Origin of the sequence: Telluria aromaticivorans, assembly GCF_013003915.1 — a bacterium.
GTDB lineage: Bacteria > Pseudomonadota > Gammaproteobacteria > Burkholderiales > Burkholderiaceae_D > Telluria > Telluria aromaticivorans.
Map to the genome: position 1 here is coordinate 427,454 of NZ_JABAIV010000004.1, position 14,665 is coordinate 442,118.

A 14,665-nucleotide genomic window follows, 5' to 3' on the forward strand; every position below is an offset into this window, starting at 1 on the left:
ATGATGGGTGTACCAGCCTCGCTGCAGCAGCCGCAACTGGTTGCGCACCTGATCTACCGCCTCGACATCGGTGGGCTGGAGACGCTGCTGGTCGATACGATCAACCGGATGCCGCCGGGCTGCTACCGCCACGCCGTGATCTGCCTGACCGACTATACCGACTTCGCCCAGCGCATCACGCGTCCTGGCGTCGAGCTGTTCGCGCTGCACAAGCCGGCCGGGCTGGGACTGGGTACCCACACGGACATGTTCCGCCTCCTGCGGCGCCTGCGCCCGGCGGTCCTGCACACCTATAACCTCGGCACCATCGAATACGCCGCCACCGCCTGGGCTGCCGGCGTGCCGGTGCGGGTGCACGCGGAACACGGCCGCGACGCGCGCGACCCGCAGGGCGTCAACCCGAAGCACAACCTGCTGCGCCGCCTGGTCACGCCCTTCATCGACCGCTACGTGCCGGTGTCGCGCGACCTGCGCAGCTGGCTCGAGCGGGGGGTGCGCATTCCCGCCCACAAGCTGCAGCTGATCGACAACGGCGTCGACACCGAACGCTTCCGCGCCGCAGGTGCGACCAATGGCGAGCCGTGGCAAGACCGGGAATCCTTCGTGATCGGCACCGTCGGACGCCTGCAGGACGTCAAGGACCAGTTCACCCTGGTCGAGGCCTTCGCCCAGCTGTGCCAGCTGCTGCCGGACGAGCGCCTGCGCCTGGTGCTGGTCGGCGATGGCCCGCTGCGCCTACAGCTCGAGGCGCAGGTGGCGCAAAACGGCCTTCAGGACAGCGTCTGGTTCGCCGGTCCGCGCAGCGACGTCGCGCCGGTGATGCGCAGCTTCTCGCTGTTCGCGCTGTCCTCGATTGCCGAGGGCACCCCGGTCACCCTGCTGGAAGCCATGGCCAGCGAACTGCCCGTGGTGTCCACCGCCGTAGGCGGCATTCCCGACCTGGTCGAACACGGCGTCGCCGGCACCCTGGTGCCGGCCGCCGACCCGCGCGCCATGGCCGCGGCGATCGCCCCTTATGTGCGTGACCGCGCGCTGGCGCGCCGCCACGGCGCCGCCGGACGCGCCCGCGTCGAACAGCAGTACAGCATGCAGGCCATGCTGGCCGCCTACGTCGCCCTGTACGACGAACTGTGCCAGACCAAGACAACACGAAAAAAAGCGATTACACCATGTGCGGAATAGTTGGAATTTTTGACATGCAGGGCAACCGCGCGATCGACCGCGAGCTGCTGCACCGGATGAACGAAAGCCAGTTCCACCGCGGCCCGGTGGAAGGCGACCTCCACCTCGAGCCGGGACTGGGCTTCGGCCACCGCCGGCTGTCGATCATCGCGCTCGAAGCCGGGCTGCAGCCGCTGTTCAACGAGGACGAAACCATCGCCCTCGTGTTCAACGGAGAGATCTACAACTTCCGAGAACTGCGCACCGAGCTGCAAGGCCTCGGGCACAGCTTCCGCACGCCGTCGGACAGCGAAACCATCGTCCACGCCTATGAACAATGGGGCGAAGACTGCGTCGGCCACCTGCGCGGCATGTTCGCCTTTGCAATCTGGGACCGCCTGAAGCAAACCCTGTTCCTCGCGCGCGACCGTATCGGCATCAAGCCAATGCACTACGCGGTGCTGCCGGACGGGATGTTCGCCTTCGGCTCGGAACTCAAGTCGCTGCTCTCGCTGCCGAACCTCAGGCGCGAGATCGACCCGCTCGCGGTCGAGGATTATTTCGCCTACGGCTACGTGCCGGAGCCGCGCACCATCTTCACCGACGCCTTCAAGCTGCTGCCGGGCCACACCTTGACCCTGCGCGTCGGCCAGCCGCTGCCGAAGTCGAAGCAGTATTGGGACGTGCCGTTCACCCCGCACGCGGCCATGTCCGAGCGTGAGATGGAAGAAGAACTCATCAATCGCCTGCGCGAAGCGGTGCAGAGCCACCTGATTTCGGACGTGCCGCTGGGCGCCTTCCTGTCGGGCGGCGTCGATTCGAGCGCGGTGGTGGCGATGATGGCCGGCGTGACCGATGGCCCGGTGAACACCTGCTCGATCGCCTTCAACGACCCGGCCTTCGACGAATCCGACTACGCACGCCAGGTGGCAGAGCAGTACAAGACGCGCCACCAGTGCGAAACCGTCGACACCGACGACTACGGCCTGCTCGATACCCTGGCCGCGCTGTACGACGAACCGTATGCCGACAGCTCGGCGATCCCGACCTACCGCGTCTGCCAGCTGGCCAGGAAACGCGTCACCGTTGCGCTGTCGGGCGACGGCGGCGACGAGAGCTTCGCCGGCTACCGCCGCCACCGCATGGCCATGGGCGAGGAGCGCGTGCGCTCGCTGCTGCCGCTGGCGGTGCGCAAACCTGTCTTCGGCCTGCTCGGCGCGGCCTACCCGAAGGCTGACTGGGCGCCGCGCATCTTCCGCGCCAAGACCACGTTCGAGTCGCTGTCGCGCGACCTCACCGAAGGCTATTTCCACGGCGTGTCGATCAACAACGACCGGCTCCGCGGCCAGCTGTTCTCGGACGGCTTCAAGCGCCGCCTGCAGGGCTACCGCGCGGTCGAAGTGATGCGCGGCTATGCGGCGAATGCGCCGACCGACGACCCGCTGTCGCTGATCCAGTACCTCGACATGAAGACCTACCTGCCGGGCGACATCCTGACCAAGGTCGACCGCGCCAGCATGGCGCACGCCCTCGAAGTGCGCGTGCCGCTGCTGGACCACAAGTTCGTCGAATGGGTGTCGGGCCTGCCATCGAGCTCGAAGCTGCGCAACGGCGAAGGCAAGTACATCTTCAAGAAGGCATTGCAGCCGCACCTGTCGGACGACATCCTGTACCGCAAGAAGCAGGGCTTCTCGATCCCGCTGGCGGCCTGGCTGCGCGGCCCGCTGCTTGAGACGATGCGGCGCGCGGTGCTCAATCCCGCCCTGCTCGACACCGGCATCTTCAACCCGGCCTTCCTCAAGCAGATGGTCGATGAACACCAGTCCAGCGCCAAGGACCACAGCACGACCCTGTGGTCGGTGCTCATGTTCGACGCCTTCCTGCGCAAGAACGGTGCCGCCGGAGCCAGTCCGGCCGCCGCCACCGTCGCCGCCCCGGCCATCGCCGTCGCAGCCGCTTGAATCTCAACGCAGAATAAAACGCACAACCGCGTAACCGGAACCACAAGAATCATGCGAGTCCTCCACGTCCTCGACCACTCGATCCCGCTGCACAGCGGGTATACCTTCCGCACCCGTTCGATCCTGCGCGAGCAGCGCGCGCTCGGCTGGGAAACCTTCCACGTCACCGGCTCCAAGCAGCATTCGGGCGAGCAGCTCGAAGACACCGTGGACGGCCTGCACTTCTACCGCACCCCGGCCTCGAAAAGCGCGCTGGCCAAATTGCCGGTACTGAATCAGAAGGAAGTCATCGACGGCCTCACGCGCCGCCTGGCCGAGATCATCCCGCAGGTGAAACCCGACGTGCTGCATGCGCATTCGCCGAGCCTCAACGCGATCGCCGCGCTGCGCGCCGGCAAGCGTTTCGGCATCCCGGTGGTGTATGAAGTGCGCGCCTTCTGGGAAGACGCCGCGGTCGACCACGGCACCAGCAGCGAGAACGGCCTGCGCTACCGCGCCACCCGCGCGCTCGAGACCTGGGCGCTCAAGCGCGCCGACGCCGTCACCACGATCTGCGAAGGCCTGCGCAAGGACATCGTCGCGCGCGGCATCCCGGCCGACAAGGTCACGGTGATCCCGAATGCGGTCGACATCGACAAGTTCTCGGTCGGCGGCAGCGCCGACCAGGAACTCAAGGCCAAGCTCGGCCTGCAGGGCACCCGCCTGATCGGTTTCATCGGCTCGTTCTATGCCTACGAGGGCCTCGACATCCTGCTGCGCGCCGTGCCGCAACTGGCTGCTTCCCTGCCCGACCTGCGCGTGCTGCTGGTCGGCGGCGGCCCGCAAGACGCCCAGCTGCGCCAGCTGGCGCAAGACCTCGGCATCACCGACAAGGTGGTGTTCACCGGCCGCGTGCCGCATGAGCAGGTGCAGACCTATTACGACCTGCTCGACGTGCTGGTCTATCCGCGCCTCTCGATGCGCCTGACCGATCTGGTCACGCCGCTCAAGCCGCTCGAAGCGATGGCCCAGGGCCGCATCCTGGCCGCCTCGGACGTCGGCGGCCACCTCGAGCTGATCGCCGACGGCAAGACCGGCGTGCTGTTCAAGGCCGACGACCCGGTGTCGCTGGCCGAGAAGGTCGGCGCCCTGCTGGGCGCCCAGGAGCGCTGGCCGGCGCTACGCGCAGCCGGCCGCGAATACGTCGAGAGCGAACGCAACTGGCCCGTCAGCGTCGCGCGCTACAAGAACATCTACGGCCGCCTGACGGGGTCCGTCGCTGCATGAAGATCCTGACGTTTAGTACGCTGTTCCCGAACGCGGAAAAGCCCGGCCACGGGATTTTCGTGGAAACGCGCCTGCGCCACCTGGTCGCCAGCGGCCAGGTCGAGGCGCGCGTGGTGGCGCCGGTGGCGTGGTTCCCCTCGAGCCACCCGCGTTTTGGCAGCTATGCGAAGCAGGCGCGCGTGCCGCGCCATGAAACCCGCCACGGCTTGCAGGTCGCGCACCCGCGCTACCCCGTCTTGCCGAAGGTCGGCATGAACCTCGCGCCGCTGCTGCTGGCGCAGGCGGTCAAGCCGGCGATCGCGCGCCTGATCGACGAAGGCTATGACTTCGACCTGATTGACGCCCACTACTTCTATCCGGACGGCGTGGCCGCGGCCATGCTGGCGCGCCACTTCAACAAACCGCTCGTCATCACCGCGCGCGGCTCGGACATCACCCTGCTGCCGCAGTACCCGCTGCCGCGCCGCATGATCCGGTGGGCGGCGCGCCGTGCCGACGCCGTGATCACGGTCTGCAACGCGCTGCGCGACGAGGTGGTGGCGCTGGGCGTCGACGCCGACCGCGTGACCTCGCTGCGCAACGGCGTCGACCTGGAACTGTTCCAACCCGTGGAACGCGCTGCCGATGCCACGTTCACGCTGCTGACGGTGGGCCATCTGGTACCGGTCAAGGCGCAGGAACTGATCATTGGCGCGCTGCCGCTGCTGCCGGGCGTGCGCCTGGTGGTGGCCGGCGACGGTCCCAACCGCGGCATGCTGGAAAACCTGGCGCGCGAGCTGAAGGTCGACGGGCGCGTCAGCTTCCTCGGCGCCGTGCCGCAGGCGCAACTGCGCGAACATTACGGCCGCGCCGATGCGCTGGTGCTGGCCTCGAGCCGCGAAGGCTGGGCCAACGTGCTGCTCGAATCGATGGCCTGCGGCACCCCTGTGGTGGCTAGCCGCGTGTACGGCACGCCCGAGGTGGTGGCCGCGCCGGAAGCCGGTGTCCTGATGGCCGAGCGCAGCCCGCGCGGCGTAGCCGATGCCGTCAATGCGCTGCGCGCCGCCTACCCGGACCGTGCGGCGACGCGCCGTTATGCCGAGGGTTTCAGCTGGGACGATACCAGCACCGGCCAACTACGCATCTTCGATGCCATATTGACTCGTACACAGCCGCAACGCGCACGCATATTTGCGCACACATCACTTTAAGGATAGTTGGTCACACATGGAAACGATATTGTGGTGCTCGGATCTCCTGGGAGTGGTTTTCTTGTGCCTATGGGCTCTCCGAGAAGACAAGAAAAATCACAGAAAAGGCGGGAAAGGCTGACACGATGAGGGACATCTTTCTTCTGGCAATGCTGCCGCTGATGCTCTACGCAATGGCACAACGGTCATTCATTGCGCTCGCAATGTGGCCATGGACGGCATTGTTCTTCCCTAACGGTTGGGTGTATGGCATTGCCGGTAGTATTCGCTACAACCTGCTCTTTGCTGGGGTAACAATCTTTACTTACCTAGCGCAAAAAGACAAACCAAAATTCCGCTTAACCGGGCTTGGTGTGTTGGTTCTGCTTTTCTTCATCTGGACCACGCTCAGTACGATCATGACGATTGGCCGGCCTGAAATTGCGTGGGAATACTGGAACCGCTTCTTGAAGGTAGTAGTGCTCTTCATGTTCGTCCTAGCGATCATCGAGAAGAAACTTCACATCGATGTGCTTCTATGGGGCATCGTCTTGTCGGTCGGTTTTTATGGAAATTTGGAAGCGCTCAAGTTCATCGCGAGTGGCGGGAGTCACATGATTACGGGTCTTAGTGGACACGTGCTAGGCGACCGCAACGAATTGGCCCTGGCCTTCGTAATGACATTGCCGATCTGCGTTTATTTGCTTGGAGAGTACGGCTGGCGCTCTCGCATCCTGCAGATAAGCCTCATTGGCACCATGTGCCTGCTCATATTTGCCGTCATTGGCACCCAGTCGCGCGGTGGTTTTATCGCACTGCTCACCCTCGGTGCTTATCTTTTCATGAAGAGTGAAAGAAAGGCACTAATGGCCGTTTTCACTGTGATTCTGGTTACAGTGCTGGCTAATTACGTTTCTTCCGAGTGGACCGCTCGTATCGACACCATCGAATCGGCCAATGAAGATGCATCGTTCATGGGTCGCGTGGTCGCCTGGAAGCTGAGCTTTATTATGGCTACCCAACATCCTCTCTTCGGCGGCGGCTTCAAAGCACTTGAAACGTTTTCGGTCTATTCAGAGCTAACCAGGCATTTTTATGAATATGCCTGGTTCTATACTGGCGATGCCTTACCGCCTGCCAACTTCGCCCGCGCTGCCCACAGTGTTTATTTTCAGGTGCTAGGCGATCATGGTTTCGTCGGCTTATTTATTTACGTTGCATGCCTAATCACTGCGTGGCGCAAAGCGGGCCGCGCAGCACGCACAGTCAAGCGCGCAGGTGGTCCGGCCTGGTTGGCGACAGTATCGACCATGATCCAGCTGAGCATTTTTGCCTTCGCTTTCGGCGGCGCCGCTCTTAGCTTCGCCTATTTCGATCTTATTTTTACGCTTTTCGGACTAGTGATTGTGCTCGAATCCCGTATCGTTCCAGCTGAGCTGGCCAAGCTTACGAATGCCGCTGAAGATGCTGATGGAACAATTCATGCATACCCTTCGCCGACGCGACCGGCGAACGATCTTGCCCGCCGCAAGTTCGGACACGAAAACGCAGCTTGACATTATGGGGAACATGACCAAGGCCACAACTACGATCAAGCTTGCCGGCGCCCTGCTCCGCAAGCTGGGCAATACAATCGCACCCACTTCCTTGGGAGAAGGCCGTCTTTGTATCGTCAATTACCACCGGATCCTGGAACAAGCTGACCCACTACTGGACTCCGAACCGACTATCGACACCTTCCGCTGGCAGATGGATCTACTCGCCAACTGCTTCAATGTTCTGCCTTTGTACAATGCGATCCAGCTGCTAGGAACGGGACGCATGCCGCCGCGTGCGATTGCAATTACGTTTGATGACGGCTACCGCTCGACCCACGATCTTGCACTGCCCATCCTGCGGGAATACGGACTTGCGGCCACTGTTTTCGTAACGACCGGCCATATCGATCATGGCAGCATGTGGAACGACGTCATTCTTGAAGCTACTAGGCGGCTTTCAGGGGAGAAATTGGAATTGCATGATATTGGCTTTGGCAGCTATCCCCTGCATACGATGCAAGACCGCCAGCAGACCGCCCGTGCATTGACGGAGCGTTCCAAATACTTGCCGCCCCCCATGCGTGCGCGTCTGAATCGTAAGCTCGAGACCCTAGTGGGCTCTCCATTGGAACAGGAACTGATGCTCACGCGTGACATGCTGCTGACGCTGGACCGTAACAACATCGAAATAGGTGGACATACCATCACACACCCCATTCTCAACTGCATTAGCGATGATGAAGCACATGCCGAAATTGTCGGTAACAAACAAGAGCTCGAATCGATCCTTGGCAAACCCTTGCGTCTGTTTGCCTATCCAAACGGTAAACAGAACATTGATTTCGATATGCGGCACGCACGCATAGTCGAGGAAGCAGGCTATGACGCGGCCTTCACCACGGCCGTTGGCCCGGCCACCCGCCACAGCGGCCGTTTCACCATTCCGCGCAGCCGCCCTTGGGACAGCCATCCGCTTTTGTTTGCTGGACGGTTGCTGTATTGGTTGAGTGGAAAAGTATCATGAGTTATCTAAAAAAATCGCTCGGCCTGTCGTTTGCCACACAATATACTGAGATGGCAATACAGTTTATCGGCGTCATGTTCTTGGCCCGGCTGATTACCCCGGAAGAAATCGGAATTTATTCAGTTGCAGCCTTTCTAATGGCCATGCTGCATGTGTTTCGCGATTTCGGTGTCGGAAAATACCTCATCGCAGTCGAAGAACTAACGCCCGAGCGCATCCGATCGGCGTATGGCGTGGCAATTATCTTGGCCGGAGCCATTGCCTTGTTGCTATATTCGTCCGCCCCGCTGGTCGCCGATTTCTACCACGAGCCGCGCGTAGCCGACATCCTCGTTGTTATGTCGGCCAGTTTCGCGCTGACGCCGCTGGGTGGCCTCTTGACCGCGATCTTCCGGCGCAACATGGAGTTCAAAAAAATCCTGATTGTCCGTGTCACAAGTTCGGTATGTCACGTCATTACCGCAGTTACGTTAGCCATCCAGGACTTTGGCGCGCTCAGCCTGGCATGGGCGAATTTTGCCGGCATCTTGTCCTTCGGGATTGCCGCCATGATCTTGCGCACGAAGGGCACGCCCTTTATTCCAAGTTTTAAGAAGATGCGCGAAATCCTGTCGTTTGGTAGCATCAACAGTCTGGGGAACCTTGTCGGCGTCCTCGGCACCAACGGTCCAGACGTCATTATCGGGAAGGTGATCAGCCTGGCGGCATCGGGCTATTTCAGCCGGGCCAACGGCATGGTCCAGATGTTCAGGACGCTCGTCAACGGGGCCATCGTGCCGCTCGTACTACCTTACTTTTCGCAACTGCGGCGCGAGAAAGGCGATATCAGCCAAGCTTACCGCTCCGCTGTCGAGTACTTGAGCGTCTTTGCCTGGCCATTCTTCACTGTTATCGGCTTGCTAGCCCTGCCCATCATACGCGTGCTGTACGGTCTGCAATGGGACGCTTCGGTACCGGTCGTGCAGGTCCTATGCGTGGCTGGCGCCATCACCAGCCTGACGACCTTCGCGGCCGACGTCATGATCGCGCATGGAAAAGTGGGCCAGGCGACGGTAAGCCAGGTGTTGACCCAGCCGGTGCGCATCGGAGCGATCCTCCTTGCCAGCCCATTCGGTCTGGTTGCGATTGCCGCCGCGCTGGTCCTCGCGGAGTGCTATACCGCTGCAATTATCTCACGTCGCTTGCACGCGGCCACTGGCATCGGGCTGCGCGGCGTGCTGCGCTCAACATTCAAAAGCGCCCTCGTCACTTTGTGCAGTGCAGCCGGCCCAGCGCTTGTCATGTGGGCCTTCATGAATAGCGAGCATGCCTGGCTTGAACTCGTCGTCGGCGGGCTCAGCGCCCTGATCGGGTGGCTCATTGGGATTGTCTGGACCAGACACCCTGTTAGGATCCATCTATATCAGGCGCACCAGTGGGTAGCCACGCGGGTGCGGGGATAAATGGCAGGTATATGCACAAGACATCCATGAACAACAACAGCATCAACGTCGGATTCTGCGAGAACGGCGCTGGCTATGGCGGCGCGATCATTTCGCTTGCCGCTTTCCTCGAAAAGATTCCGTCCGAGTTCAGGCCTCACCTCTTCACCAGCCTGGGCACCGATCCCTACCGGCGCCTCGAGCGGCTGGGCCGCTGGCGCCATATGCCCGCTCAGTCGCTTCTGGATCCTGCCCGGCTGCGTCATGGGGCTCCATTCGCGTCGACCCTGGACAATGTGTTCAACATGCTGCCGTACGCATTGAGATACTACCGTGCGTTCCGCAAGGGTGGGGTCGACCTCGTATACTTGAACAACGACTGCAGCTGCAACATGGCGGCGGCCGTCGGTGCTCGCCTGGCGCGCTTGCCGTTGGTACTACACGCACGCGGCTTCAATGCGGATACTCGCGGCAACCGCTGGGTCTTGCAACACATCGACCACTGCATCGCCGTGTCGCGCGCGGTCAAGCGGGAACTCATCGAACTTGGGCTGCCGGCCGAGAAATGCACCGTCGTTCCGGAAGGGCTCGACCTGACACAGTTCCATCCGCAGGCGCCGGACGCCGTACTTCGTGGAGAGCTCGGCCTGGCCGAAGATGAGCCGGTGATTACGCTGGTTGGTGGTCTGATCGACTGGAAGGGCCAGGACGTGTTGATCGAGGCCACCCCCGCCATCCTAGAGGCGTTCCCCGACGCAGTGATTCTGCTAGTCGGCTCGGCGTATGGCAAAGACAACCGCTATGCCGAGGACATCACGCGCAAGGCCGGCGCACCTGCATTGCGCGGACGCGTGCGCCTGCTGGGCGCGCGCCAGGACATCCCTGTAATTCTGTCGATCAGTTCGGTCGTCCTACATGCGTCGACCAAGCCGGAACCGTTTGGTCGGACCTTCCTCGAGGGCATGGCGATGGGCAAGCCAACAATCGCTTCGAATGAAGGCGGGCCGCTCGACGTCATCGAGCATGAAGTCGACGGCCTTCTGATCGAACCGCGCAAGCCAGCAGTGCTGGCAACTGCGGTCAAACGCCTGCTGTCCGATCCGGTCCTCTCCGCCTCACTCGGCGAACATGCAGCACGCAAGGCACGCAATTATTCGATCGAACATCACACCAAGACCATCAGCACGGTGCTGCACCGTGTCATGCAGTCGCGCCGTACCGGCTTTCCTCCCCCCTCACAGCGACCCCACGAAGAATGAAACTTTTTTACTATAAAGACCCGATCGGCAATTTTGGCGACGACCTGAATTCTTTGATCTGGTACAACTTGGCGCCGGAACTGTTCGATAACGACGATTCAGAAGTGCTAGTCGGGATCGGCACGCTCATTAACAGCCGCGCGCCGGTCATGCCGACCAAGTACGTATTCGGCTCTGGCGTGGGCTACCACCAGTTCCCAAAAATCGACGACAAGTGGCAGTTCTACTGCGTACGCGGCCCCCTGTCGGCGCAACGCCTGGGCATCGATCCTTCGCTGGCGATTACCGACCCCGCTGTTCTGCTGACCCAGGTCTTGCCTAACCGCCCTGTCAGGCCGACCGGCATGGTGTCCTTCATGCCGCATCATGCTAGTTCGCGATTTGCCGACTGGAAGGCATTATGCGAGAAGGCCGGCATCAACTACATCGATCCGGCCTATGACATCAACGAAACGATCTTCCAGCTGCGCCAGTCGCGGCTGGTGATCGCGGAGGCGATGCACGCGGCGATCGTGGCGGACGCGCTGCGCGTGCCTTGGATTCCGGTTACATGCTATGACCACATCCTCGACTTCAAGTGGAACGACTGGTGCCAGTCGCTGAACATGTCCTACTCGCCGCACACGATTGCGAGCATTTACGACATGGAACGCAATTTTACTGCAACTGAAAAGATCAAGACCTCGGTTAAACGCGGGCTGCGCAAGAGGGGTATTTGGACCGAGAACTGGACGCCGCCGGTACCGGAAACGAACCGTTTCGAGATGGAAGACAAGGTCGTGGCCGCGCTCAGCAACCTCGCGCAGCAGGCGTCCTCGTGCCTGAGTGATGAGGGCAAGCACTTCGAGTCGATCGAGCGTCTGATGGAAAAACTTGATGTCGTGCGGCGCGACGTGGCGCGACGCAGCGGCGGCGTTTATCCGCGCATAGCCGTGTAAGGCGCCTGACGCGATTAGACCAGCACTTCAGATGGCGTCGCGTGACCCAGAAAGGCTGTCGGACTGGCGCTCAGGCCATACGCGCCCGACTGGAACACGACCACCAAGTCACCCACATCGGCGCGCGGCAGTTCCATCCGGTCGGCCAGCACGTCGAGCGGCGTGCACAGCGGCCCCACCACCGACACCGCCTCGGTGTCGCCGGAACCCATCCGGTTACCGATCGCCACCGGATAATTCTTGCGGATCACCTGCCCGAAATTGCCCGATGCCGCCAAGTGGTGGTGCAGCCCGCCATCGGTGACGAGGAAGACCTGGCCGCGCGAGACCTTGCGGTCGACCACGCGCGCCACGTACACGCCCGCTTCGCCCACCAGGTAGCGTCCCAGTTCGATCGACACCTTGGCCTGGGGCAGCGCTGACTGCACCCGCGGCAGCAGCAGGTCGAGGGCGGCGCCGATCGGCGCCAGGTCAAGGCGCGCCTCACCCGGGAAATAAGGAATCCCGAAACCGCCGCCGATATTGAGCATCCGCACCGGGTTGCTGCTGGCCTCGGCCAGGCGCAGCGCCAGCTCCACGGTCTGCGCCTGCGCCTCGATGATCGCATCGGCTTTCAGGCTTTGCGAGCCGCTGAAGATGTGGAAGCCCTGCACGTCCAACCCGAGCGTGGCCGCCAGCGCCAGCATGCGCGGCGCTTCCTCGGCGTCGATGCCGAACTGCTTGGCGCCGCCGCCCATGCGCATGCCGGAGCCCTTCAGTTCGAAATCCGGGTTGATCCGCAATACCAGCTGGGGCGCGATGCCCAAGTCCGCGCCGAGGCGCGCCACGGTGCGCAGCTCGCGTTCCGATTCGGCGTGGATGCAGGCGCCGGCGGCGATGGCCTGGCGCAGCTCGGCCTCGGACTTGCCGGGACCGGCAAAGCTGATGCGCCCCGGAACCATGCCGGTGTCGAGCGCCACCTTGAGTTCACCGCCGGAAGCCACGTCGAGGCCGTCGACCAGGCCTGCCAGGTGCTGGACCAGCGCCGGCATCGGGTTGGCCTTGACCGAATAATGCAGCTCGAGTGCCGCCGGCATGTGTGTGCGCACCTGGGCGACGCGCTCCGACAGCAGGCGTCGGTCATAGGCATAGAAAGGCGTGCTGCCGACCCGTTGCGCCAGGCGCGTGACGGGAATGCCGCCGACCTGCAGGCAGCCGTCGGCGACGGGAAAGCCGGTTTGCGCGGCATGGATTGGTTTGGTGACGCTCATGGGATCATTCGCTTTCGAACAGCGCAACAAGGGGCGCGCGCAGCGCCGGACGGTCGAACTTGCCGTTGGGATTGCGCGGCAATGGGCCGGGGAGCAGCGCGATATGGGCCGGCACCATCCAAACCGGCAGGCGCCGCTGGCATTCTTTCTGCAGCAGGGCGGGCGTGAGACCGGCCTCGCGCGCTACCGCCAGCAGGACGATGGCCTGGCCCATCACCGGATGCGGCACGCCGAAGGCGACCGCTTCCTCGACCAGGCCGCTCTCGTGCAAGGCTTCCTCGACCTCGGCCGGGCTGACCCGGTAGCCCGACACCTTGATCATGTCGTCGCTGCGGCCGATGAAGTACAGGTAGCCTTCTTCGTCGCGGCGCACGGTGTCGCCGGACCACACCGCCAGCTCGGCCAGCGGCAGCGCCGGATCCTGGCCGGGCGCCGGGCGGAAGCGCTGCGCAGTCTTGGCGGGATCGTTCCAGTAGCCCAGCGACACCAGGGCGCCGCGGTGCACCAGCTCGCCGGGTTCGTTGGCCTCGCACAGGCTGCCGTCCGGACGCACCACCAGCACCTCGGCATTCGGGATCGCGCGTCCCATCGAATCGGGACGACGCGCCAGCTCGGACGGCGGCAGGTAAGTCGAGCGGAAAGCTTCGGTCAGGCCGTACATCAGGAACAATTCGGCCTCCGGCAGCCGGGCGCGCAGCGCGGCCACGGTGGCGCGCGGCATGGCGCCGCCCGAATTGGTCAGGTAGCGCAGGCTGCAGCCGGCCGGCCAGTCCAGCTGCGCGAGCTGGATCCACAGCGGCGGCACCGCGGCCAGCCCGGTGATCCGTTCCGCGAAGACGGCCTTGAGCAGGTCGCGCGCGAACAGATGGTTGATCAGCACCACGGCGGCGCCAGAGTGGAAAGCCGTGGTCAGCTGGCTCAGGCCGTAGTCGAAGCTGAGCGGCAGCACCGCCAGGATGCGGTCGCCGCCCGTGTTGCCGAGGTAGCCCGCGACGCTGCGCGCGCCCGCCACGATGTTCCGGTGCGACAGCACCACGCCTTTCGGCTTGCCGGTGCTGCCGGAGGTGTACAGGATCGCGGCCATGTCGGCGTCGATCGCCGGATGGGCTGCGCCCGGCGCCGGTGCCGCGCCCCGTTCCCAGGCCAGCACCTGGAGCGCGCCCGGCGCCTGCGGCAGGGCCGCGGCGCCCACCACGATGATGGTGCGCAGTCCCGGGCACTGCGCCAGCACCTCAGCCAGCCCGTGCAGGCGCTCGCTCGAGGTGACCAGCACGCGCGCATCGCAGTCGGCCAGGATATGCGCTACCTGCGCCGCCTTCAGCAGCGGATTGACAGGCACGAACACGGCGCCGGCCGCGGACGCGCCGAACATCGCCGCGACGTTCTCGACGCGTTTTTCAAGATAGACCGCGACCCGTTCGCGCGGTTTGAGCCCGGCGCGCAGCAACTGCGCCGCCGCGCCGCGCACGGCGCGTTCGAGCGCGGCGTAGTCGAGCCGCTCGGCGCCGTACACCAGCGCCTCGGCGCCAGGAACCCGGTGCGCCGCCGTGAAAATCAAATCGTGAACCAGGTCGCTCATTCAAACCTTCTTGTACAGGCCAGCAGGGACGGGAAAAGCGGGCGCCATCTTAACATTTTCGTTTCATACCAGAACAGCAAAAGCGGCAGCCACCGTTAT

General features: G+C 63.2%; 11 protein-coding genes. 9 read left to right on the forward strand and 2 right to left on the reverse strand.

All coding sequences use genetic code 11. The features are described 5' to 3' along the window. The 9 genes from HGB41_RS14505 (at nt 1) to HGB41_RS14545 (ending at nt 11,737) form a co-directional block, all read left to right on the forward strand. Nucleotides 1-1,182 (forward strand): TIGR03088 family PEP-CTERM/XrtA system glycosyltransferase, encoded by a 1,182-nt coding sequence (locus HGB41_RS14505; protein ID WP_171085564.1) that lies wholly within the window; start codon nt 1-3, stop codon nt 1,180-1,182. Then, nucleotides 1,170-3,122 carry an XrtA/PEP-CTERM system amidotransferase gene (locus HGB41_RS14510; RefSeq protein ID WP_171085566.1) on the forward strand — a complete coding sequence of 651 codons (1,953 nt, stop codon included), beginning with the start codon at nt 1,170-1,172 and terminating at the stop codon, nt 3,120-3,122. The genes HGB41_RS14505 and HGB41_RS14510 overlap by 13 nt, the downstream gene beginning before the upstream one ends. A gap of 51 nt (nt 3,123-3,173) precedes the next feature. Continuing rightward, nucleotides 3,174-4,388 (forward strand): TIGR04063 family PEP-CTERM/XrtA system glycosyltransferase, encoded by a 1,215-nt coding sequence (locus HGB41_RS14515; RefSeq protein ID WP_171085568.1) that lies wholly within the window; start codon nt 3,174-3,176, stop codon nt 4,386-4,388. Beyond that, nucleotides 4,385-5,578 (forward strand): glycosyltransferase family 4 protein, encoded by a 1,194-nt coding sequence (locus tag HGB41_RS14520; RefSeq protein WP_171085570.1) that lies wholly within the window; start codon nt 4,385-4,387, stop codon nt 5,576-5,578. Before HGB41_RS14515 ends, HGB41_RS14520 begins: the two co-directional genes overlap by 4 nt. A 125-nt stretch (nt 5,579-5,703) precedes the next feature. Beyond that, complete coding sequence (locus tag HGB41_RS14525) at nt 5,704-7,113, forward strand: putative O-glycosylation ligase, exosortase A system-associated (RefSeq protein WP_171085572.1); 1,410 nt, start codon at nt 5,704-5,706, stop codon at nt 7,111-7,113. Nucleotides 7,114-7,126: 13 nt separating this feature from the next. Beyond that, nucleotides 7,127-8,119, forward strand: coding sequence for a polysaccharide deacetylase family protein (locus tag HGB41_RS14530; protein ID WP_229423027.1), 993 nt, complete (start codon nt 7,127-7,129; stop codon nt 8,117-8,119). Beyond that, on the forward strand, nt 8,116-9,561 hold the full coding sequence (locus HGB41_RS14535) for a lipopolysaccharide biosynthesis protein (protein WP_171085574.1): 1,446 nt from the start codon (nt 8,116-8,118) through the stop codon (nt 9,559-9,561). The genes HGB41_RS14530 and HGB41_RS14535 overlap by 4 nt, the downstream gene beginning before the upstream one ends. Before the next feature lie 26 nt (nt 9,562-9,587). After that, nucleotides 9,588-10,799: a glycosyltransferase family 4 protein gene (locus HGB41_RS14540; RefSeq protein ID WP_171085576.1), complete on the forward strand. Its 1,212-nt coding sequence runs from the start codon at nt 9,588-9,590 to the stop codon at nt 10,797-10,799. Continuing rightward, nucleotides 10,796-11,737, forward strand: coding sequence for a polysaccharide pyruvyl transferase family protein (locus HGB41_RS14545; protein WP_171085578.1), 942 nt, complete (start codon nt 10,796-10,798; stop codon nt 11,735-11,737). Before HGB41_RS14540 ends, HGB41_RS14545 begins: the two co-directional genes overlap by 4 nt. 14 nt (nt 11,738-11,751) lie before the next feature. Here the strand turns inward: HGB41_RS14545 and HGB41_RS14550 are convergent, their stop codons facing one another. Both HGB41_RS14550 and HGB41_RS14555 read right to left on the reverse strand, forming a co-directional pair. Further along, nucleotides 11,752-12,987, reverse strand: coding sequence for a pyridoxal-dependent decarboxylase, exosortase A system-associated (locus tag HGB41_RS14550; RefSeq protein WP_171085580.1), 1,236 nt, complete (start codon nt 12,985-12,987; stop codon nt 11,752-11,754). 4 nt (nt 12,988-12,991) lie between these two features. Beyond that, on the reverse strand, nt 12,992-14,566 hold the full coding sequence (locus HGB41_RS14555) for an acyl-CoA ligase (AMP-forming), exosortase A system-associated (protein WP_171085582.1): 1,575 nt from the start codon (nt 14,564-14,566) through the stop codon (nt 12,992-12,994). Between the last annotated feature and the right edge of the window lie 99 nt (nt 14,567-14,665).

What these genes read in the sequence shown, in the direction of transcription:
- HGB41_RS14505 (WP_171085564.1), top strand. Translation starts at nt 1, where the DNA reads ATGATGGGTGTACCAGCCTCGCTGCAGCAGCCGCAACTGGTTGCGCAC.
- HGB41_RS14510 (WP_171085566.1), top strand. Translation starts at nt 1,170, where the DNA reads ATGTGCGGAATAGTTGGAATTTTTGACATGCAGGGCAACCGCGCGATC.
- HGB41_RS14515 (WP_171085568.1), top strand. Translation starts at nt 3,174, where the DNA reads ATGCGAGTCCTCCACGTCCTCGACCACTCGATCCCGCTGCACAGCGGG.
- HGB41_RS14520 (WP_171085570.1), top strand. Translation starts at nt 4,385, where the DNA reads ATGAAGATCCTGACGTTTAGTACGCTGTTCCCGAACGCGGAAAAGCCC.
- HGB41_RS14525 (WP_171085572.1), top strand. Translation starts at nt 5,704, where the DNA reads ATGAGGGACATCTTTCTTCTGGCAATGCTGCCGCTGATGCTCTACGCA.
- HGB41_RS14530 (WP_229423027.1), top strand. Translation starts at nt 7,127, where the DNA reads ATGACCAAGGCCACAACTACGATCAAGCTTGCCGGCGCCCTGCTCCGC.
- HGB41_RS14535 (WP_171085574.1), top strand. Translation starts at nt 8,116, where the DNA reads ATGAGTTATCTAAAAAAATCGCTCGGCCTGTCGTTTGCCACACAATAT.
- HGB41_RS14540 (WP_171085576.1), top strand. Translation starts at nt 9,588, where the DNA reads ATGAACAACAACAGCATCAACGTCGGATTCTGCGAGAACGGCGCTGGC.
- HGB41_RS14545 (WP_171085578.1), top strand. Translation starts at nt 10,796, where the DNA reads ATGAAACTTTTTTACTATAAAGACCCGATCGGCAATTTTGGCGACGAC.
- HGB41_RS14550 (WP_171085580.1), bottom strand. Translation starts at nt 12,987, where the DNA reads ATGAGCGTCACCAAACCAATCCATGCCGCGCAAACCGGCTTTCCCGTC.
- HGB41_RS14555 (WP_171085582.1), bottom strand. Translation starts at nt 14,566, where the DNA reads ATGAGCGACCTGGTTCACGATTTGATTTTCACGGCGGCGCACCGGGTT.